Here is a 20,777-nt window from a genome sequence, read left to right on the forward strand (position 1 = left end):
TCCGATGCTACGCCGGCCAACGGCAAAGGCCCGGACGCCAGTTGGCGTCCGGGCCTCGACCTGAGGGTCGGAAGATGGTTCAGGAGGCGGTGCGGACCTCGGCCGTCGCACCGACCGGGGTGACCTCGACGAGTCCGGCCTCACCGAAGGTCAGCTTGCAGGTGTCCGCCCGGTAGGTGGCGACGCCCAGCGCCACCAGCCGGCCGGCCGCGGCGTACTGGGTGGTCATGACCAGGACCGGGGCACCGGGCGGGCGCTCCAGGAGGGCGGCCTGCTCGGCCTCGGCGACACCCAGCTCGACCGAGCGGGACTCGCCGTCCACCTCCAGGCGCTCCAGCTGGCGCAGCACCGAACGGGCGCGGTCGCTCTCGGCGCGGAAGCCGGGCAGGTGCGGCAGGGCGGCGGCCGGAACGTGCAGCGCCTCGGTGGCCACCGCGCGGCCCTCCACCAGGCGGACCCGGCGCACGGTGTGCACGGTGGCGCCCTCGGCGATGCCCAGGCCCTTGGCCAGCTGCGCGGAGGCGGGGGCGGTGGTGCAGTCGAGCGTCCGCCAGGACTGGCTGCGCGCGGCGCCGGGCCAGCCCTCCTCCTGCCGGTTGACCGGAACGCCGACCCGCGGGGCGGCGATCAGGGTGCCGATCCCCCGGCGGCGCACCAGACGGCCCTCCAGCTCCAGCTGGTCGAGCGCCTGCCGCAGCGTGGCCCGGGCGACGCCGAAGCGGGCCGAGAGCTCGCGCTCGTTGGGCAGCACCTGACCGATGGAGAACTCCGAGTCGATAGCCCGCAGCAGCACCGTGCGCAAGTGCCAGTACTTCGGCTCCGGCACCGCAGAAAGCTGTCCTGTCGTCCCCACCGCGTCCTCCACCCTGATGCTGTCCGCCCTGAGACAAGGAGGGCGGATCCCGGGCCCACCGTCCGCAGTTGCGGCAGGTGGGAGAGCGGGCCTTTATCCGTCCTTCTTTATTAAAGGTCCTTGCAGTAAGTGACCCTAGGCGCTCCGTCCGAAGATGGTCAAGACCAATGGCGCGGCTCGATGGGACCGCCGCACATCTTCATGCCGCGTTCACGACAGGTCCTGTCAGTCACTGTCACCATCCACCTCCGTATCCGCCTCCGCCGGAATCCCGGAGTCCGCATTCCGCGGAGGCCGGCCGCACCGGCCATCGGCCCCGCGCGTCACGATTCGGGACGGGGACGACCAGTCGGTAGGCTGCCCGGGTGATCGTGGTGACGAGTGTGAACGTGAACGGAATCCGGGCAGCGGCCAGGAAGGGCTTCGTCGAATGGCTGGCCGGCACCGAGGCCGACGTGGTCTGCCTGCAGGAGGTGCGCTCCGAACCCGAGCAGCTGCCCGCCGAACTGCGCGACCTCGACGGCTGGCACGCGGTCTGGGCCCCGGCCGCCACCAAGGGCCGGGCCGGCGTCGCCATCCTCTCCCGCGAGAAGCCGCAGCGCACGGTGATCGGATTCGGCTCCGAGGAATTCGACGATTCGGGCCGGTACGTCGAAATCGACCTCCCCGGCCTGACCGTCGCCAGCCTCTACCTCCCCTCCGGCGAAGTCGGCACCGAACGCCAGGACGAGAAGGAACGCTTCATGGCGGAATTCCTCGTCCACCTCACCGCCCTGCGCACCCGCGCCGCCGCCGACGGCCGCGAGGTCGTCGTCTGCGGCGACTGGAACATCGCCCACCGGCCCGAGGACCTCAAGAACTGGAAGGCCAACCAGAAGTCCGCCGGCTTCCTCCCCGAAGAGCGCGCCTGGCTCTCCCGCGTCTACGACGAGGCCGGCTACGTCGACGTCGTCCGCGCCCTCCACCCCGACCGCACCGGCCCCTACTCCTGGTGGTCCTACCGCGGCCGCGCCTTCGACAACGACTCCGGCTGGAGGATCGACTATCTGATGGCCAGTCAGAAACTTGCGGACACCTGTGTCAAGGCATACGTCGAGCGCGCAGCCTCCCACGCGGAGCGCTGGAGCGACCACGCACCGGTGACAGCCGTCTTCGACCTCACCCAACTCCCGCAGCACTGATGGAAGATCGGGAAACCCACTCCGGCTGCCGCGAGGCCGTCGCGCTGCTCATCCAGAGCATCGGCCGAGGGTGCCACTTGCCTGCAACTGGGCTGGCGGCGATCCGTTCTTCTGAGTGAGAGTCAGCCGACCCTCCGGGGAACGACTCGTTTTGTAAAAGCCAGGAGGGAGCAGCCGGCGTTCACGGGGAGACCGTCGACCCATCGGGGTTACGGCTTCCCCCTCTTCGGGGTGGCCTGCCGAGCCGCGAGCTGACTGGGCAACTCGCCACCGCGCTTCCCGCGCAGGCGCCACCTCGCCGGCAGCAGGCTGGTCCGTCGCCTCACCGCCCTCGACATCCCCGGCCGCCCGGCCCGGGCCGCCGCCCCGCATTGGTTCCCGCCACCGCGACCGCCGCGCCGTCAACCCCACTCTCCGCACATACCCGGGCACTGCGGCACAGCTCCAACGCTGACAAGAACCCGAGCAGCTGACACCCGCCGCTGCTTGTGACCTCGGCGCGCCAGTGTTGCGACCTTCTGCCGCCCGGAGATACGACCACCATGCCACTGGGTGCTTAACTGGCTTGCACACGCTTAGAGTTGTGATCCTCGGCTGCCCCGGGGACGACCGCCACACGTCCTGGCACGCCCCCACCCCCGGCGTATCCGTGCTGCGATCCTCGGCCGCCCCGGAGAGCGACCGCGACTCGCCGGTGCCGGCTGGCCTTGCCAGCAACATCAAGGTTGCGGTCCTCCCGTCGGCCTCGACTTCGCGGCCACCCTCGGCGCGGCCGCCCTGCTGTTCCAGCACGCGATGGACAAGCCGGGCGTCAACTTCACACTGCCCCTGGTCCTGTTCCTGTTCGTGGTCGCGCTCGGCACCGACTACAACATCCTGATCAGCGACCGAATCCGGGAAGAGATGGAACACCCCGGGCCGCCCCGGGCAGCAGTCGCGCGCGCCCTGCGGCACACCGCCCCGGCCATCGCGACGGCGGGCCTCGTCCTGGCCGGCTCCTTCGCCGGCCTCGCGGTAACCCCGCAACCCTCCACCCAGCAGATCGGCTTCGCCACCGCGCTCGGCATCCTGCTCTCCGCGTTCCTGCTGTCCATCGTGCTGGTGCCCGCCCTGGCCGCGATCCTCGGCCCCGGCCTGTAGGCCCCTGCGCCCCGGACGCACGACCACCCGACCCACCAACCAGCACCGCACGGACACAGCACACTCACCGCAGTCGCCGCCCTGCTCCCAGTGGCCCGCGCCGCCGCACCAGGACACCCACCCCTACCCCCCGCCGTACGCGCCACAGGAGGAACAGGGCACAGACCCCTCCTGGGCCCGCCGGAGCCACCACTCCTAGGACGCGGCCGACACACCCGACGACACACCGGCATCGACCGACGAGTTCAGGTGTCGTCGGCCCCCTGCCGAGTCTCGCCGAGTACAGCTCGGGTGCGGTCACGAGAACTTCCCGAAGGTCGGGACAGCTCACCCGGACTCAAAGGTGGGCGAGTGCTTGTTCACTCCAGATGATCTTGCCGGTTTCGGTGTAGCGGGTGCCCCAGCGGTCGGCGAGTTGGGCGACGAGGAAGAGTCCCCGTCCGCCCTCGTCGGTGGTGGCGGCGTAGCGCAGGTGGGGCGCGGTACTGGTGCCGTCGGAAACCTCGCAGACGAGGGCGGCGTCGCGGATCAGTCGCACGTGGATGGGTGGGGCACCGTAGCGGATGGCGTTGGTGACCAGTTCGCTGAGGATGAGCTCGGTGGCGAAGGCTTGTTCGTCGATGCCCCAGGCGTCGAGTCGGTCGTTCACCGCTGCCCGGACGCGGGCCACGGCGGCGGGGTCCTGGGGAACGTCCCATCCGGCGACGTTGCCGGGGTCGAGGGTGCGGGTGCGGGCGACGAGCAGGGTGACGTCGTCGCTCTGGTGGGCGGGCGGCAGGCTGCGCAGGATGGCGGCGCAGGCCTGTTCGGGCGTGCGCTGCGGGTAGGCGACGGTCTCGCGCAGTAGTTGCATGCCGGTGTCGATGTCGTGGTCGCGACTTTCGACGAGTCCGTCGGTGTACAGGACCAGGAGGCTGCCCTCGGGCAGGTCGAGCCGGGTGGTCTCGTAGGGCAGTGCGGTCAGGCCGAGGGGGTGGCCCTGGGGCATGTCGGGGTAGTGGGCGCTGCCGTCGGGGTGGACGACGACGGGCGGCGGATGGCCGGCGGTGGCCATGGTGCAGGTTCCGGTGGTGGGGTCATAGACGGCGTACAGGCAGGTGGCGCCGGTGATGGTGTCCTCGGGGTCGGCGGTTTCCTGGTCGATGCGCTGGACGAGTTCGTCGAGGTGGGCGAGGAGTTCGTCCGGAGGGATGTCGAGGCTGGAGAAGTTGTGGACGGCGGTGCGCAGGCGGCCCATCGTGGCAGCGGCGTGGATCCCGTGTCCGACGACATCACCGACGACCAGGGCGACCCGCGTGCCGGGCAGCGGGATCGCGTCGTACCAGTCGCCGCCGGCGCCCGCCTGGGCGGGCAGGTAGCGGTGGGCGACCTCCAGGGCGGACTGCGGGAGCAGGTCACCGGGCAGCAGGCGGCGTTGGAGGCTGGTGGCGAGGGTGTGCTCGCGGGTGTACCGACGGGCGTTGTCGATGCACAGGGCGGCGTGCGCGGTCAGGTCCTCGGCCACCGAGCGGTCGTCCTCCTCGAAGGGCGCCGAGGTGTCCGCACGCCAGAACTCGGCGACCCCGAGCAGGATGCCGCGGGCCAGCAGCGGGGCCGCGATCATCGAGTGCACGCCGTAGTCCATCAGGGCGCGGGTGGCGGGCGGGTCGTGCTCCTGCCATGCGGTGGCGTCGGCGAGGCGGGGTTCGAGCCTGGACTGTCCGGTGCCCAGGCTCCAGCCCTGGGGGGTGGCCGGGCCGAAGTCGGTGGTGCGGCCGAGCCGGTAGAAGGGTGCGTCGTCGCGGATGCCGCTGATCGCGACGCGGACCACCTCGTGGTAGTCACGCTCGGTGGGCTCGTCGCCCGACACGACTCCGGGGGCCAGGTCGACGGTGACGAAGTCGGCGAACCGGGGTACCACCGCCTCGGTGAGCTCCTGGGCGGTGCGGGTCACGTCCAGGGTCGTCCCGATGCTCGTGCCAGCCTCGTGCACCAGACGCAGGCGACCGCGTGCCTTCTCCGCCCGTCCCGACAGAGCACGCAGTTCGGTGGTGTCGCGTAGGGTCGCCACGCTGCCGGGCGGACCGCCGACGTCGTCGGTGGTCCGGATGTTCACCGCCAGCAGCCGCTCCCCGGCCGCAACCACCTCGTCGCTGGCCGCGCTGCCGCCGGCCAGCAGTGCAGCCACCGGCCCTTCCAGACCCAGTTCCGCCACCGGGCGGCCCTCGCAGTCCGGGGGCAGCTCCAGCAGGTGCCGCGCCTCGTCGTTGGCGAGCACCACCCGGTCTTCGCCGTCGACGATCACGACACCCTCGCGCACCGCGTGCAGCACCGCGTCGTGGTGCTCGTACATCCGGGTCATCTCGGCCGGTCCCAGGCCCCGGGTCTGCCGGTTGAGCTTGCGGCTGATCAGGGCCGTCCCCAGCACGGACACCACCAGAGCACCGGCGGCCCCGGCGAACAGGATGCGCACGCGCTGGCCGATGACACCGTTGATGTCGCTGATGTGGGTGCTGGCGGCCACCCATCCGACGAACGTGCCGTTGTCGTACACCGGAACCCGGGCGACCACCTGCTCTCCGCCCGCGCTGGTGGTGACCTTGGCGAAGTTCGGATGGTCGCGGGACAGTGTGGGCACGATGCCGGGCTCCAGCGTGGTGCCGACCCGGTACGAATAGCGGTCGGCCACCCGGACGTACTGCGCGTTGATGACCTGGATGCCCGTGTCGCCCAGGGTCTGCGATGCCGCCTCGGCTTTGGGCTGAAGGATCGCCGACGGGTTGCCGGTAGCCAGCGCGGGCGCGACCCCCGCCGAGGTGGCGAAGGTCTGGGCGACACCCATCGCCCGGCTCCGGGCCCTCTCGTTGATGTCGCCGTGCGCCTGCACCACCAGCTCCAGCGCGGCGGCCACGACCAGTAGCAGCACCACCACCAGCTGCAGCACGAACACCCGGCCCGCGACACTGCGCGGGACGAACCCCGCCCACCACCGTCGCTGTCCGGAGCCGCCCGCATCGGCTGCAGAGCCTGACGGCTGCGGCTCCGCAGCCCGGTATCCGCCACCTGACAAGGCGGCGCGCCAAGTACCGAACCACCGCACACACCAACATCTACACCGCTGGTCAGAACCCGGCCAGCCGGACACCAGCGAAATGCCCGCCCCTTGGGGGTCCCCGCGTTTCGAGCCATTCGACGACCTCGACGACGAGGACACCGATCCTCCCTGAAGGTCACCGCGGGCTGGGGCGGGGTCGACCTCAAGGTGCCTCACGACGCCACCTACCACGTCGACGCGCAGAGCTCCCGGTCGTCGCCGAGCGTCTCGCTGCCGAACACCGCCACGGACGCGCCGCACAGCGTGGTGGTGAAGACCACGCGCGGCGACATCACGGTCCACTGAGCACGCCCGTGCCGCGAACGACGGTGGCGTCCCCGGGAGATCCCAGGGACGCCACCGTCGTTCGGCCGATCAGCCGGCGACCAGCGAGGGGTCGACGACGATCTTCGCGTGCCGCTCCGGCGCGCCGAGTTCGGCGATCGCCCCCGGCCTCGAACGTCGGACGCACAGGCCCCGCCCGCATCCCTTGACCACAGTCCACGGAAGGTCACGGGGCGGGCCCGCGCCCCGCCGCGCCTCGGGCACCGGCAGCAGGGGATCCCACGGGTTGGAGGTGGACCGGAGTGAGCATCCCCCGTGATGACCCCTACCGGGTGCTCGGGCTTCCCCGCGGCGCCACCCGGGACCGGATCGCAAGCGCCTATCGCGCCCTGGCCCGGGCGCTGCACCCGGACACCAACCCCGACCCGGCCGCCGCCGAGCAACTCGCCCGCGTCATCGACGCCCACCACCGCCTGACCGACGCCCTGGACCGCCATGGCCGACCGGTCCGCACGCCGGCCCCGCAAACACCAGCCGTTCGGCCATCGGTCAGTTATCCAGAGCAGCCGCACGGGCGACGGTTGTCGCGGGCCCTGTCCGCATCAGCCCCCTGCCCCGATGACCTCGCAGGCCCGACCATCCGCCCGGCTCCCGGCCGCTTGACAGCCGGGGCCGGGCTGGCTTCGTTTCAGCCGGTCGCGGTCCGGGGAGACGTCACCGCTCGGACGCGCCGGATGATCGGCCAGCGCTCTCCGCTCCCCGGCCCTTCTCGCCGGGGATGACCCGTAGCCGTGCGGAGGTCCAGTCCATCCCCCACTCTGGAACGGAGGGGGTGACGGAGGGAGTAGTGGCATGCAGATCGTTGTGGACCTCACACGCTGCCAGGGCTATGCGCAGTGCGTGTTCCTCGCGCCGGAGGTGTTCCAGCTGCACGGGGAGGAGGGGCTGCTGTACGCCCCGGCCGTTCCCGACGACCAGCTGGAGCGCGTGCGCCAGGCCGCGGCGGCGTGCCCGGTCCAGGCCATCGTCCTCGGCAAGGAGGTGAGCCCCGATGGCCGCTGACCTTCAAGAAGGCCGGATCGTCATCGTCGGCGCGTCGCTGGCCGGCTTGCGGGCCGCCGAGGCGCTGCGCGAGGAGGGCTTCACCGGCTCCCTGACCGTGGTCGGGGACGAGCCCCATCCGCCCTACGACCGGCCGCCGCTGTCCAAGCAGGTCCTGCTCGGCAAGGTCGCGGCGGACTCCACCGCTCTGCCGATGCGCCGGGACCCGGACGCCGACTGGCGGCTCGGGGTCCGTGCCACCGGCCTGGACCCTGTCGGGAAGCGGGTGGTGCTGGCCGACGGCGATTCGCTGCCGTTCGACCGGCTGCTGATCGCCACCGGCACCCGGGCCAGGCCCTGGCCCAGCGCGGCGGAGGCCGCCCTGGACGGAGTGTTCACGCTGCGTACCCGCGAGGACGCCGCCGGGCTGGCCGAGCGGCTGGCCGCGGGCCCGCGGCGGGTGCTGGTGATCGGCGGGGGCTTCACCGGTTCGGAGATCGCCTCGGCCTGCCGGGAACGTGGTCTCGACGTCACGGTCACCGAACGTGGCCCCGCGCCCCTGGTGGGCGCGCTCGGCGGCACCTTGTCCAAGCTCGCGGCCGCCATGCAGCGCAACAACGGGGTGGACCTGCGCTGCGGGGTGACCGTCACCGCCCTGCGGGGCGACGGGAACGGCCGGTTCACCGGTGCGGACCTGTCCGACGGCAGCCGCGTGGAGGCGGACGTGTGCGTGGCGGCCCTGGGGGCGGTCCGCAACGTCGAATGGCTGGCGGACTCCGGACTGGCGGCAGGCCCGCGCGGGATCGCCTGCGACGCCGGGTGCCGGGTCTTCGACATGTACGGCATCGTCACCGACGACGTCTTCGTGGCCGGTGACGTCTCCCGCTTCCCCCACCCACTGTTCGGCTACCAGATGCTCTCCCTGGAACACTGGGGCAACGCGGTCGCACAGGCCGAGGTGGCCGCCCACAACATGGTCAATCCCGGCCCTCTGCGCCGCCCGCACCTTGCCCTCCCTACGTTCTGGTCGAGCCAGTTCGGGCTCAACATCAAGTCTGTGGGCGTGCCCACCTTCTCCGACCACGTGGTCATCGCCCAGGGCACGCTGGAGGAGCGTCGCCTGGCGATGGTCTACGGCTACCAGGGCCGGGTCACCGCCGCGGTCACCGTCGACATGGCCAAGTCACTCGACTACTACACGCACCTGATCGAGACCGCCGCCCCCTTCCCACCCGCGCCCGGAGCGTCCGACCGCCCGCTCGCGGCCGAGATCCCGCTCCCCTCCGACGTGCCGGATCCGAAGGGGCTCTCCCACGGCCCAACCGTCGCGCTCACCGGCCACCTGCCCGCCCGCCGACTGACCGTGGTCCAGCCCACCTGACCCGCACCCCGCCCAACCACGAGGAGCCCCACCCCATGGCCGCCGCCGACACCCTCCTGGAACGGATCACCGACTACGCCAACCGCCCCGATCCCTACCCGCTCTACACGGAACTGCGCGAAGCCGGTGCCGTCGTGCGGCAGGCGGACGGCAGCTACCTGGTCGGCACCTACCACGAGATCACCGCGCTCCTCCACGACCCGCGCATCAGCGCCGATCCCCGCAGCCTCGCCACCCCACCCGAGGGGGCGCCGAAGCCGCCGTTCCTACGGCTCAACGACCCCGAGCACCACAGACTGCGCGGCCTGGCCATGCGGCCGTTCGGCCCGCCGCACAGCGCCGGCCGCATCGACGCCATGCGCGGCCAGATCACCGAAATCACCGAAGAACTGCTCCGGAACCTCCAGGACCGCACCGCGATCGACATCGTCGACGACTTCGCCTACCCGCTGCCCGTCACCGTCATCTGCCGACTGCTCGGCGTCCCCCAGGAAGACGAACCACAGTTCCGGCAATGGTCCGACGCGATCGTCGCCTCCGCCGACGTCAGACCCGACGAGGAGTCCTCCGCCGAGCGGGACCGGGCCGGTGCGCAGGCGCTGATCGAGCTGGGCCAGTACCTGGTGAACCTCGCCGAACAACGCCGCAACCATCCCACCGGCGACATGCTCTCCGCCTACATCAACGAACCCGACCCGGCCATGCGGCTCACCCACGAGGAACTCGCGCAAACCGCCGTACTGCTCCTCATCGCCGGACACGAAACCACCGTCAACCTCATCACCAACGGAGTCCTCACCCTGCTGCGCCACCCCGACCAACTGGACCGGCTGCGCCGCGAACCCGACCTGCTACCGGCCGCGGTGGAGGAGCTGCTGCGCTACGAGCCCCCGGTGCACATGCGGCAACGCATCCCCCTCGCCGACGTGGACATCGCCGGCACCACCCTCCCCAAGGGCACCTCCGTCGTGCTCGCGCTGGCCTCCGGCAACCGCGACCCCAAGCGGTTCCACGATCCCGACCGGTTCGACCCCACCCGCCCGGACAACCAGCACCTCGGCTTCGGCGGCGGCGTCCACCTGTGCTATGGCGCACCACTCGCCCGTATCGAAGCCCAGGCCGCGCTCGGCGCACTGATCCCCCGCCTCACCAGCGCAACCCTGCTCCAGGACCCACCCCCCTACCGGCACGCCGCCATGCTCCGCGGCCCCCGCCACCTCCCCATCCGACCCTGACCGCGACGTTGCCCACCACCTGCTCCGGCCCGCGCAGAGTCTCCCCAACACTGCGGGCGCCGGAGAAGTTCGGGCAGAACATTTGACCTGCCACCTTTCGGACACGAACATGCCAGACGGGGGCGTCTCGCCCAGGGCGGCAGCCGAGGACCTCAGGCCCAAGCGTGTCGTGGACACGGTGCCGCACAGCCCTGATCGAACTGGGAGTCCACCGGGTCTTGGCTGTTGAACCATGCCCGCAGCTTCCGCCTGACCTACACCAGCGCAGCCACGGCCCCATGGCCCGAGCCGTGTGCGGGCTGGTGTCGATGGCGGTGCCGGCCAGTCCTGCTCCGTCCTCTTCACGGCGGTGTACGGCCACACCTACAACCTCAAGGTGAAGCTGATCCAGAGCACCTCCAGCACCAGCACCAGCACCTGGCGACGTGTACGACTCGGCCGGCGCCCAGCCGCTGATCGCCCACATCGGCAGCTGGACACTGCCACCCGGTCTGCTCAACGGCACGGGCACCGGCTTCGTCGAGTACGTCACCTGCCACCGCAACGGCACCTGCTCCGACAACACCGTCTCCGACGTCGTCTTCGGCGGCCCCAGCAGCACCGATGCGGGCGGCCTGTACGGCACCGTGTCCCACGTCGCCGAGTACGGCAGCTGCGCCGGCCAGTCCAACTTCGCGAGCGTGGCCACGGGTTCGGGCCAGCACATCGTTCGCGGCTTCAGCACCTCCAGCGCCTTCGTCGGCGGGCCCTCCGGCCGCTGCCTGAGCGCCCCCGGTACCGCCTGGGCCACGCAGACAGACATCGAGTCCTGCAACAGCACGGGCAGCCAGGGCTGGACGTTCCTGCCCGACTCCCCCCGCCAAGTCCAGCCCGCTCAGCAGCCAGGGAGTGGTCCGGGGCTTCCTGGAGCTGGGAGTGGCGGACAGCTCCGGCAATGCCCTGTGCCTGGACGACAATTCCCAGAACACCCCGGGCGGCAAGGTCGTCGCCTGGCCGTGCTCCCGGGACAACTTCCACCAGCAGTGGCAGCTCAACGCCAACGGCAGCATCCAGAGCACCGATTCCGGACTGTGCGTCGACACGACCGACGGCGGGACCGCCAACGCCACCCTGCTCGTCCGAAGCCGCGGCGTTCCGGGCCTTCGCCCGCTCCCACCCCGGACCGGTGACGCTGCTGGTCGACACCTACGACACCGAGGCCGGGGTGGCGGTCGCGGCCCGCATCCTGCGAGAACTCGGGCTGCACGAGGGCTGCGCGATCCGGCTCGACAGCGGGGACCTCGGCGCGCTCGCGGTCGCGGCGCGGAGGATTCTGGATGCCGCCGGGCTACCGCGGGTGCGGATCACGGCCAGCGGAGGCCTCGACGACTACGCCATCGACGAACTGGTCCGCGCCGGAGCGCCGATCGACCTGTTCGCCGTCGGCACGCTGGTCGGGGTGTCGGCGGACGCACCGTACCTGGACGCCGCGTACAAGCTGGTCGAGTACGACGGGCGGCCGATGATGAAGCTGTCCACGGCCAAGGTCACCGCGCCCGGCGTTAAGCAGGTCTTCCGCGGCCCGGGCTTCACCGACACGGTCGCACTGCGCGGAGAGTCGGCGCCGCCGGGGACCCGCCCGCTGCTGGAGCACGCAATCGTTCGAGTGGTTTGGACACGCTGCCACGCTTTCGCGGTGGGGCGGCTTCTAGCGTGGCCGCATGACGAAATTCACGATCACTCACGAGTTCGCTGCCGCGCCGGAACAGGTCTGGAGGCTGTACCTGGACCGCGAGCTCAACGAGCGGTTCTACCGCGAGACGCTCAAGTTCCCGCAGTAGGAGGTCATCGAGCAGAAGCAGGTCGGCAAAGAGGTCGTCCCTGTCTCTGGCCACCCTCGCCGACGCGCCGACCTTCGAGCGCGACGGCTTCACCTTCCGCCCGCTCGCCATCCCGTCCCGGGGCAGCGCCGAGCCGGCGATCTGGGCGCTCGACCTGGCGCCCGGCGCGACCAGCGAAGTCCACGGCATGGACCGCGAGGAGGTCTTCGTCGTCATCGAAGGCAAGCTCGCGGCCACCATCGCCGGCGAGGAGGTCCTGGCCGCCGCCGGCGACGCGATCATCGTGCCCGCCCACGCGGTCCTGCGACTGCGCAACGCCTGCTCGCAGAAGCCGGCTCGGGTCACGGCGGTGGCCGGCGCCGGCATGAAGGCGACCGTCGGCGGGGCGTCCTTCGCGCCGCCGTGGGCTCAGTGACCGCGAGGATCACGGGGGCCTCGGCGGCCCACGACGTCACCGCGGCGGCCCAGCTCGTCCTCCACGAGCGCCGCGCCGCGACCGCGGCTGGTGGGACGCCACGGGCGACTGCCTGCCCCCGACGCGGCGATCCGCCTGTGCTGGTTCAACGGATCAGGAGCCGAGTTCATCGCCGCGGCCCGACAGATGTCGGCGCGTGGCGACGCCGCCACCCACTTCCTGTCCCCACCGATCGTCGACGTGGTCGACGACCGCGCGCTCGTGGGGATCGGCGCGGCGATCCACATACGCGGCGACGTCAACGGCATCGAGGCGGACCTCACGTCCCATGTGCGGCTGCTCTACCGCGTAGAGCGTCGCGCTGGGACGTGGGTGATCGTGTCCCTCGACCCCGTCTACGAACACGACAGCCTGGTTCCGGCCGTCCCCGGCGACTCCATTCGCCTCGACGCGGGCGTCCTGGAACGTGCCCGGCCGTCATATCGCATGCTGACCTGCATGCTCGCAAGCAAGGGCTACACCGTCGCCAATGACCTTCATGGCAACGACCGGCCCGAACCAGTGCGGCAGCTGTACCGCACGCTGAACAACTGGCTCTCCGCCGACGCCGGCTCCACCTCTGCGTGAGTCGGCGTCGGCGGTTCCGCACGCTCACCGAAGACGACCACCAGTTACCGGCCACCGGATCCGCATCTCCGACACGCCGGCCTCGGCCCCGCGCTCATGAGGGCCACGGGAAGGACATGCACGTGTCGGTGGCGGATCCGCCGCGGGACCGACGCGGACCACCCGCTCACCGGATCGCCGCACGGGTTCATCGAGCGTGTCGGACAGTTCGCGCAAGACGTGCACGGGCACAGATCTGAACGGTGGCGACGTCAGCCGAATGGGGGTGCGGTCGGGGGTGGAAGATGCGGGTCTAGCCTGAGCACGCACCTGCCCTTTCCCACAGACGAAGGTCGAGACCACCGTGGATCTGTTCCTGCGCAGAGCGATAGCCGCGCCGTTCCTCGCACTCGCCGTCGCGGGCTGCTCGGCGGGCGGCTCCGGAACGGCGGCCGGGGCGTCCGCGCCCGCCGCGAGCCCCACCACCGCTCCGGCTGGTGTGCCGACGCAGGCCCCGGCGTCCACGCCCACCCCGACGGCGGCTGCGACGCCGACCGCGGACGGGCCGGCCCCGGTACTGGAGGCCTGGCTCGCCGACGTCTACCGAGGGGACGTCGACCAAGCGTGGGCGCTCACCCAGCTGCCCCCGACCGCAGGTGGCGCCTCCCCGCAGCAGGACCCGAAGACGGCATTCGCACGGGTGGTGAACTCCCTGCACCAGAACTTCGTCCAGGCCGTCCACACCCCGGACTTCCAGGTCACCCGCCAGACGCCGAAGGCCGGCGGCCAGAGCGTGGTCACCGACGCGGACGTGACCGTCGACGGCCACACCCTGCGGCAGGCGATCCTGAGCACCAAGCGGGGCTCGGGCCAGGTGCAACTCGCCCTCACCTTCACCCTCGGCCAGGTCAAGGGCGACTGGCGACTGACGAACCTCGGCATGGACGTTGACGCGTCCGTCTCGGCCACCGGCACGGTCGCGGCCGACGACTGATCGTCGGCAACCGGCCCCGACTTCACGGCCGGAACGATGGGCGGCTGTCCGGAGCGCCGGGCCGCGCTGGCGTCGGGCGCCGGGAGAGCAGCCCACCGGTCCGGTTCAGCCGCAGCCCGCGGTCGTTGGCCAGGTTCACCAGGATCCGCCGTACGTACGCCTCCGGCACCTCCGGGCCGCCACCCGCCGCCAGTGCCGGCAGGCCCGCTCCAGGGCCTCCTGCACCAGGTCCTCCACGGCGTGCGGATCCCCGGTGAGCACGTACGCGGTCCGGAACAGCGCACCCGAACGCTGCTGCACGAACTCGACGAAGTCGATTCCGGGACTGGCCCTGCGTAGCCTCACCCGCCGCCCTCGCTTTCCTCTCGTCGTCATCCATCGCCCCCATGACGGTCATCGCCGAGGCGGTGCTGCACGACGGCGCGCGAAGTGACGCACCTCACTCCAGCAGTGCGGCGCGGATACCGGACCGGCGACACGGCCCCCTGCCAGGTCGGCATGACCGACACCGGTAACAACCCGCCTCACCACGCGTAGGGGCCTCGTTCTCGACGACGCCATCCACGACAACGACGCCGGGGGGTATCCCCACCGTCCTTACGCCTGCTGCCCGGATAGGCCGGTGGATCTTGAAAAGGAAGGCTGAGGCAGCCGGAAATTCCGCTTCAAGGAGGATCTCTGATGCCCAGCCGAAAGCTCATGCGGCGCCGCGCGGCCCGCGTCGCGACCATCGCCGTGATCGCCGCAGGGTGCGCCGTCGCGACGGCCGGCAGTGCCGGGGCGATCGTCAACGGGACGGACGCCACGCAGCGCCACCCGTTCATGGCGTCCATTCCGGTGTCGGCCCCCGGCCTGCCGGACGGCGTCTGCGGCGCCTCGCTGATCGACCGCCAGTGGGTGCTGACGGCGGCCCACTGCGTCGACCCGAACCTGGTCGAGCCCACAGGCACCGTCCGCGTCGGCAGCGACGAACGCAAGTCCGGCGGCACCGTCCGCGCCATCGCCGGCACGTTCACCCACCCCGGTTACCGGCAGAGCTGGGGCGCCGGGCCCAACCTGAACGACGTCGCACTGATCCGTCTCGACAGCCCGGTCAAGGAGCGGCCCATTCCCATCGCCGAGCGGCCCGGAGACCCCGGGACCCCGACCCGGCTGCTCGGCTTCGGCACCGTTGTCGACAGCAACGACCTCGACCTTCTGAAGTTCCCCGACCACCTCCAGCAGCTCGACACCCGCCGGGCGGCCGAATCCGAGTGCGACCCCGGCTACGCGGGCCCCAGCCGGCTGTGCACCGTCAGCCGGATCCCCCAGGCGATGGCCTGCTTCGGCGACTCCGGCGGGCCACAGATCCAGCGCGGCCGGGGCGGGCGGTGGGAACTCATCGGCGTCACCTCCGGCCCCGGCGTAGGCGGACACGTACCGTGCGCCTCCGGCCCCGGCCTCTACAGCAGCGCACCCGCCTACGCCGACTGGATCCACGCGACGATCCGCGCGAACAGCCGACCCGTCGGCGCGTCCGTCAACTGATCTCACGTCAGGTTGAGGTGAGTTGACGGCGCGACGTGGAAGCGGATCGACCCGGTTGCCGCAGGTGGACAACCGGGTCGTCCATGGCGTGACCACCGCCAGGTGGTTGACAGCGTGCTGTGGCGGCCGCGGTCCGGGGGCCCCGCGGCGCGACCTTACTCCTGCCGAAAACCTCATCCGGGGCCTGTGACCTGCGCATTCTCGCGAACGGCCACGAGTGCCCGCATGAGCGTGCCAGGCTGATGGATCGTGCTGCTGAGACTGGCGTACCTGGGCGTGGCCAACGCGTTCGCGATGCTACGCCTGCTGCCGATGAGCGACCGCGACAAGGACGTGGAGATCCTGGCCCTGCGCCATCGGATCGCGGTGCTGGAACGGCAGCTGGGCGGGCAGCGGGTCCGGTTCGAAGCGAGCGACCGGGCATTCCTTGCGGCACTGTTCCACCACCTGCCGACGCAGGTGCTCCGCCGGATACGGCTACTGGTACGGCCGGACACCGTTCTTCGCTGGCACCGCGACCTGGTCACCCGCCGTCACGCTGCCCGGTCCCGTCCCAAGCGCGGAGAGCGGCCGCGCACCGTACGCTCCATCCGCACCCTGGTCCTGCGCCTGACCGCAGAGAATCCGGGGTGGGGGTACCGCCGCCTTCACGGCGAGCTTCTCGTCCTCGGCGTGAAGGCGGCCGCGTCCACGGTGTGGGAGATCCTCCAGAAGGCCGGGATCCCGCCGTCACCCGAGCGGACCTCCACCACGTGGGCGGACTTTCTGCGCTCCCAGGCCGACGCGCTCCTCGCGTGCGACTTCTTCGAGACAGTCACCCTGTCCGGGGCCGGTTGTACGTGTTCGCGGTGCACGCCAGCCGCCGCATCCGGGTCCTGGGCGTGACCGCGCATCCGACCGCAGCCTGGGTGGCCCAGACGGCGAGGAATCTCGCCATGGATCTTGAGGACGCCGACTGCCGGGCCCGCTTTCTGATCCGGGACCGGGACGGGAAGTTCCCGCAGCTGTTCGACGAGGTACTCAAGGACGCGGGCATCGAGGTGGTACTCAGCGGCGTCCGGATGCCGAGAATGAACTCCATCATGGAGCGCTGGGTACAAACCTGCAGGCGAGAACTACTGGACCGGACATTGATCTGGGACCAGCGCCATCTCCTGCACTCCCTGCGCGAGTTCGAGACGTTCTACAACGGGCACCGGCCACACCAGGGCATCGCCAACGCCCGCCCACTCCACCCACTCCCCCAACCGATCACCGATCCAGGGCAAATCGCCCGCCTCGGCATACGACGACGCGACCGACTCGGCGGCCTCCTCCATGAGTAGCAACATGCTGCCTGATCAGAGCGGATGACGTTTTCGGCAAGGGCAGAGCCACGGGCCCAGGTCCGGACGCTTCCACGGCGTGACCTCGGCGGAGACGTCCAGGTCCTCGAACGACCCGACGATCTCCCACTCCTTCGAGACCGCGTGCCTCGTCGCCGACTCCGCCTGCACCAGATGCGAGACCTTGCCCTCGCCCCCGTGCGTGTTCGAGACACGCGAACCCACCACCACCCGAACCGGCGCCGAAACCGTCATGATGCCCATGGGCATCCCCCTACCGCCCAGGCCAGCGGGCACCCTCGAACACTTCGCACTCGAACGGGTGGGCCTTTTTCGAAAAGGCGCCTATCCGCTGGCGAGTAGACCTAATTGTTTGTCAAAAGAGCCTCGCCGAACGGTGTGTTGAAGCCTACGTCGAACGCGCCGGCTCCCACGCCGAACGCTGGAGCGACCACGCACCCGTCACCGCAGAGTTCGACCTAAACAACTGACGTGCAGGAACGGCTAGTTCAACAGAACTAAGAGACAGCCCCCACGGGCGGCACTCCACACACCTGGACTACCCCTCGGTAGCAACTACGCCAGCGGCAAAGGAAATCCCGAGGCACCCTCCGAGTGGAGTTTCCAACCCCTTGACCCCCAGGCCGGCGGTGCCCCAGGTGCCCGCGAAGCCGTCGCTGCCCGCGCAGGCGGCACCGCCTCGCGTGATCGTCTTGCTGGTTCCGCTGCACAGGACCAGCACGGCCGTGCCCTTGCTCGAGTTGGGCCGCCCACGCCCTGCGTAGATCACGGACTGCGGCGAGCCGCTCGTTCGCTCTGGGGCCGCCTTCGGCGTGCGCGGCTGGCGCGGGACGCGTCCCAGTCCGGTGCCACTTGCCCTACATCCGGGTGATCGCTGCGGTTGTTCCGTTTGCTGCAAACCGTCCTTGGCGCACGGCCGGCTGAGGTGGACCGGCTGGGCGACCGTCAGCTTTGGCGGAGAACCTCGGCACGCTCGCGCCGGGCCGGTGGGTGCGGTGGCAGCTGAACTACCGCTTCAGCAGCGTGACGGGGATGCAGGACCGGTCGTACTGGATGGGCACCTTCAACATCGCCTACGGCCCGGTGGACGCCGACGTCTTCCTGTCGGCGCCGACGGTGTGCGTCGACGAGCGCGGCCCGCTGAGGTAGGGCCGCCGGAGGGCCGGGTGGACCTGGCTGGCCATCGTCGCCCACACCCAGCTCCGCCTGGCCCGCCCGCTCGCCGCCGACCTGCGCCGCCCGTGGGAACGCCCGCTGCCAGCAGCAGCCAAGTTGACCCCCGCCCGGGTCCGCCGAGGGTTCCGCAACCTACGCGCGAAGCTCCTCACTCCGGCCCGCGTGCCGAAACCCTCCCGACCCGGCCCCGGACGGCCACCGGGTTCGAAGAACCGCAACCCGGCACCCCGCCACGACGTCGGCAAGACCGTTAAACGCGAATCCACGCTCCAGGCCCACCTCGCCGCGCGAGGTTAAAGATCAAGCTGAGGCCCGCGGCACGGGCCGGCTCGGCGTTCCGCGCCGAGCCGGTGGGGGCCGCCGGCCCGTTCCTCGGCTACGGCGCTTTCCCCACCGGCCCGGACCTTCTCACCACTCGACCAGCGCGAATCCCGCCGACATGCCGCCGCCGAAGCCGGCCAGGAGGATCAGGTCGCCGGGGGTGAAGGCGCCGGCGCGGGCGGCCGCGTCCAGGGTGATCGGGATGGAGGCGGCTCCCGTGTTGGCGTAGTGCGTCAGGGTGCGGTGCATGGTCGCGCGAGGCAGTGCCAGGTCGGCGAAGACGCTGTCCAGCATGGTGCCGTTGGCTTGGTGCGGTACGAAGTGGTCGATGTCGTCGGGCGCGACACCGCATTCGTGCAGGAATCCCTTGACCAGCTGCGGCAGGTGGTCACCGACGAAGTTCCGCACGCCTCGCCCGTCCATCGCGAAGTACTGGAGCCCTGCGTCGAGGACCGTCTGGTCCACCGGCATGCGGCTGCCGCCGGCGGGCACCTCGATGAGCCCCGACAGTTCGCCGAACGAGTGCAGCGAGAGGTGCCGGACACGTGGTCCGTGGTCGACCGGCGCCCCCAGGACCACGGCTCCGGCGCCGTCCCCGAACAGGATCACGGTCCTGCGGTCGGCCCGGTTCAGGATGCGGGAGTACAGGTCCGCACCGATGACCAGCGCATGGCCGCCGGTGCGGGCGAGTACGCCCTCGGCCGCGGAGAGCGCGAACACCGTGCCGGAGCAGACCGCGTTGACGTCGAACGCGGCCGCGCCGCTCGCGCCGAGCCGCTGCTGGACGTAGGCGGCGGTGGGCGGTTGCGGCCGGTCGGGTGTGGACGTGGCGACCACGATCACGGACAGCTCCTCGGCGGAGATGCCGGCCGACCGCAGCGCGGCACGCCCCGCGGCGGTGGCCAGGTCCGAGGTGGCCTGGCCGTCGGCAGCCCATCGCCGTTCCCGGATGCCGGTCCTGTCGGTGATCCACGCGTCGTCGACCCCCGCCGCCGCCGCGGCCTCGTCATTGGACACGATTCGCTCCGGCACATAGGCACCCGTACCGAGAATCCTGACGTCGGTCATACGGCTGCCCTCCCCTCAAATGGTATGGAGAACGGTGTGTTAGAACTGGCCTGCGGCGGTGGCGGGCGCGTGCGGGAGCAGCCGCGGAGGCTGCCCCCGCACGCATGGGACCGCAGGTGTTCGGGATCGCAGGTGTTCTAGCGCGCCTGGTAGATGCGCTTGTGACCGCTGACGCCGGCCAGCCGGAAGGGCCCGGTGGTCTGCTGCGAGGTGGGGTGGTCTCCTCCGTCGGCCGGGAAGGACCACTCGTGCAGCTCGCGGTAGCGGGCGTGGTCGACCGGCTTGCGCCTGGCTATCGCCGCGAGGTTCGCTGCGGTCCGCAGGTGTTCGCGGTAGCCGGGGACGGCCGTGCCCGCGAAGAACTCGGCGACGCTGCCGGAACCGTAGCTGAGGAAGCCGATGGGCCGGTCGGTCAGGTCGTCCGCCTGGTCGAGCAGCGCGGCGAGAGCGAGGTACACCGAGGCGGTGTAGCTGTTGCCGATGGAGGTGTTGTAGGCCACGGTCTGCCCGATGGCGTGCTCGATGTCGGCCTGGTCGGCGCTGTGGCCCGCGTGGTTGAGCAGGTGGCGGTGTGCCTTGTAGGCCATCTTTGTGAACGGCTGGTGGTAGCAGAACGCGGCGAACTCGTCGAGTGTGCGCCCGCCCTGCTCGCCGTAGTCCTTCCAGCTGCCTGCGACCGCCTGCAGGTACGCTTCGACGGATTCCTGCCCGTCGACGAGGGCGGTGGTGCGGTAGTTCGGCCGCCAGAAGTCCATCACGTCGGCGGTGAACAGGCCCGAGGCGTTCTCGATGCAGACCAGGGCGGGGTCGGCGCTGACCAGCATCGCCACCGCGGCGGCACCCTGGGTCGCCTCGCCGGGGCTGTCCAGTTCGTACTTGGAGACGTCGCTCGCGATCACCAGGACCTGCTGGTCGGGGTCGCGTCGTACGAGTCCGATGGCGAATTGCAGGGCGGCCGTGGCTCCGTAGCAGGCCTGCTTCAGTTCGACGACGCGGCAGGCCGATTGCAGGCCGAGCAGTGAATGCACGTAGATGCCGGCGGACTTCGCCTGGTCGATCGAGGATTCCGTCGCGAAGACCACCGTCCGGATCCGTTCGGAACCGTGCCGGGCGATGATCGGGGCCGCGGCGGCGGCCCCCAGGGTCACGATGTCCTCGTCCGCGGCGCACACGCTCATCGACCGCTGGCCGATGCCTATGTGGTACTTGCCGATCTCCGTGCCGTTGTACTCGGCGAGTGCCGCGTGCGACAGGACGTACTCGGTCGTCGCGAAGGACAGATCGTGGATTCCGAAGGAAGCGGCGTTGGACATGT

Annotated in this window: 18 protein-coding genes and 4 pseudogenes; 16 read left to right on the plus strand and 6 right to left on the minus strand. The window is 70.9% G+C overall.

The window, feature by feature from the left end; translation table 11 throughout:
• Nucleotides 1-79: 79 nt before the first annotated feature.
• Nucleotides 80-853, minus strand: a complete 774-nt coding sequence (locus ACWGJO_RS13070) for a GntR family transcriptional regulator (RefSeq protein WP_359899721.1) — start codon at nt 851-853, stop codon at nt 80-82.
• A 365-nt stretch (nt 854-1,218) separates the two neighbouring features.
• Here ACWGJO_RS13070 and ACWGJO_RS13075 point away from each other — a divergent pair, with 365 nt between their 5' ends.
• A complete protein-coding gene (locus ACWGJO_RS13075; protein WP_452183495.1) occupies nt 1,219-2,034 on the plus strand; it encodes an exodeoxyribonuclease III in 816 nt (271 codons plus the stop codon).
• A 795-nt stretch (nt 2,035-2,829) separates the two neighbouring features.
• On the plus strand, nt 2,830-3,174 hold the full coding sequence (locus tag ACWGJO_RS13080) for an MMPL family transporter (RefSeq protein WP_452183496.1): 345 nt from the start codon (nt 2,830-2,832) through the stop codon (nt 3,172-3,174).
• A 337-nt stretch (nt 3,175-3,511) separates the two neighbouring features.
• On the opposite strand, the gene ACWGJO_RS13085 is transcribed toward ACWGJO_RS13080, so the two are convergent.
• On the minus strand, nt 3,512-6,103 hold the full coding sequence (locus ACWGJO_RS13085; protein ID WP_452183497.1) for a SpoIIE family protein phosphatase: 2,592 nt from the start codon (nt 6,101-6,103) through the stop codon (nt 3,512-3,514).
• A gap of 312 nt (nt 6,104-6,415) precedes the next feature.
• On the opposite strand from ACWGJO_RS13085, the gene ACWGJO_RS13090 reads away from it, so the two are divergent.
• The 10 genes and pseudogenes from ACWGJO_RS13090 to ACWGJO_RS13135 all read left to right on the plus strand — a co-directional run bounded on the left by ACWGJO_RS13090 (nt 6,416) and on the right by ACWGJO_RS13135 (nt 14,024).
• Entirely contained in the window at nt 6,416-6,553 is a 138-nt protein-coding gene (locus tag ACWGJO_RS13090) for a hypothetical protein (RefSeq protein WP_452183498.1), read from the plus strand.
• Nucleotides 6,554-6,864: 311 nt separating this feature from the next.
• Nucleotides 6,865-7,314 carry a DnaJ domain-containing protein gene (locus ACWGJO_RS13095; RefSeq protein ID WP_452183529.1) on the plus strand — a complete coding sequence of 150 codons (450 nt, stop codon included), beginning with the start codon at nt 6,865-6,867 and terminating at the stop codon, nt 7,312-7,314.
• 70 nt (nt 7,315-7,384) lie between these two features.
• Nucleotides 7,385-7,594, plus strand: coding sequence for a ferredoxin (locus ACWGJO_RS13100; RefSeq protein ID WP_396251442.1), 210 nt, complete (start codon nt 7,385-7,387; stop codon nt 7,592-7,594).
• Entirely contained in the window at nt 7,584-8,954 is a 1,371-nt protein-coding gene (locus ACWGJO_RS13105) for an NAD(P)/FAD-dependent oxidoreductase (protein ID WP_452183499.1), read from the plus strand. The genes ACWGJO_RS13100 and ACWGJO_RS13105 overlap by 11 nt, the downstream gene beginning before the upstream one ends.
• Before the next feature lie 35 nt (nt 8,955-8,989).
• Nucleotides 8,990-10,189 (plus strand): cytochrome P450, encoded by a 1,200-nt coding sequence (locus tag ACWGJO_RS13110; protein WP_452183500.1) that lies wholly within the window; start codon nt 8,990-8,992, stop codon nt 10,187-10,189.
• 915 nt (nt 10,190-11,104) lie between these two features.
• Nucleotides 11,105-11,248: pseudogene (locus ACWGJO_RS13115) on the plus strand (ricin-type beta-trefoil lectin domain protein); the annotation flags it as partial.
• A 61-nt stretch (nt 11,249-11,309) separates the two neighbouring features.
• A pseudogene (locus tag ACWGJO_RS13120) lies at nt 11,310-11,819 on the plus strand (nicotinate phosphoribosyltransferase); the annotation flags it as partial.
• A gap of 344 nt (nt 11,820-12,163) precedes the next feature.
• The gene (locus ACWGJO_RS13125) at nt 12,164-12,424 is read left to right on the plus strand and encodes a cupin domain-containing protein (protein WP_452183530.1); all 261 of its coding nucleotides are present in this window, start codon (nt 12,164-12,166) and stop codon (nt 12,422-12,424) included.
• A 90-nt stretch (nt 12,425-12,514) separates the two neighbouring features.
• A complete protein-coding gene (locus ACWGJO_RS13130) occupies nt 12,515-13,051 on the plus strand; it encodes a nuclear transport factor 2 family protein (protein WP_452183501.1) in 537 nt (178 codons plus the stop codon).
• A gap of 343 nt (nt 13,052-13,394) precedes the next feature.
• A complete protein-coding gene (locus ACWGJO_RS13135) occupies nt 13,395-14,024 on the plus strand; it encodes a hypothetical protein (RefSeq protein WP_452183502.1) in 630 nt (209 codons plus the stop codon).
• Between the two features lie 135 nt (nt 14,025-14,159).
• Here ACWGJO_RS13135 and ACWGJO_RS13140 read toward each other — a convergent pair whose 3' ends face one another.
• Entirely contained in the window at nt 14,160-14,369 is a 210-nt protein-coding gene (locus ACWGJO_RS13140) for a sigma factor (protein ID WP_452183503.1), read from the minus strand.
• A gap of 336 nt (nt 14,370-14,705) precedes the next feature.
• On the opposite strand from ACWGJO_RS13140, the gene ACWGJO_RS13145 reads away from it, so the two are divergent.
• Nucleotides 14,706-15,551, plus strand: a complete 846-nt coding sequence (locus ACWGJO_RS13145) for a S1 family peptidase (protein WP_452183504.1) — start codon at nt 14,706-14,708, stop codon at nt 15,549-15,551.
• Between the two features lie 249 nt (nt 15,552-15,800).
• A pseudogene (locus tag ACWGJO_RS13150) lies at nt 15,801-16,876 on the plus strand (integrase core domain-containing protein).
• Nucleotides 16,877-16,891: 15 nt separating this feature from the next.
• On the opposite strand, the gene ACWGJO_RS13155 reads toward ACWGJO_RS13150, so the two are convergent.
• A complete protein-coding gene (locus ACWGJO_RS13155; protein WP_452183505.1) occupies nt 16,892-17,140 on the minus strand; it encodes a hypothetical protein in 249 nt (82 codons plus the stop codon).
• Between the two features lie 708 nt (nt 17,141-17,848).
• Between ACWGJO_RS13155 and ACWGJO_RS13160 the strand changes: the two genes are divergently transcribed.
• Nucleotides 17,849-18,046 (plus strand): hypothetical protein, encoded by a 198-nt coding sequence (locus ACWGJO_RS13160; RefSeq protein ID WP_452183532.1) that lies wholly within the window; start codon nt 17,849-17,851, stop codon nt 18,044-18,046.
• Between the two features lie 18 nt (nt 18,047-18,064).
• A pseudogene (locus ACWGJO_RS13165) lies at nt 18,065-18,370 on the plus strand (NF041680 family putative transposase); the annotation flags it as partial.
• A gap of 111 nt (nt 18,371-18,481) precedes the next feature.
• On the opposite strand, the gene ACWGJO_RS13170 reads toward ACWGJO_RS13165, so the two are convergent.
• Nucleotides 18,482-19,462, minus strand: a complete 981-nt coding sequence (locus ACWGJO_RS13170) for a 3-oxoacyl-ACP synthase III family protein (protein ID WP_224279292.1) — start codon at nt 19,460-19,462, stop codon at nt 18,482-18,484.
• Between the two features lie 137 nt (nt 19,463-19,599).
• A complete protein-coding gene (locus ACWGJO_RS13175; protein ID WP_452183506.1) occupies nt 19,600-20,775 on the minus strand; it encodes a hydroxymethylglutaryl-CoA synthase in 1,176 nt (391 codons plus the stop codon).
• Nucleotides 20,776-20,777 lie beyond the last annotated feature (2 nt).

The sequence above is a fragment of the Kitasatospora sp. NPDC054795 genome, assembly GCF_053611565.1.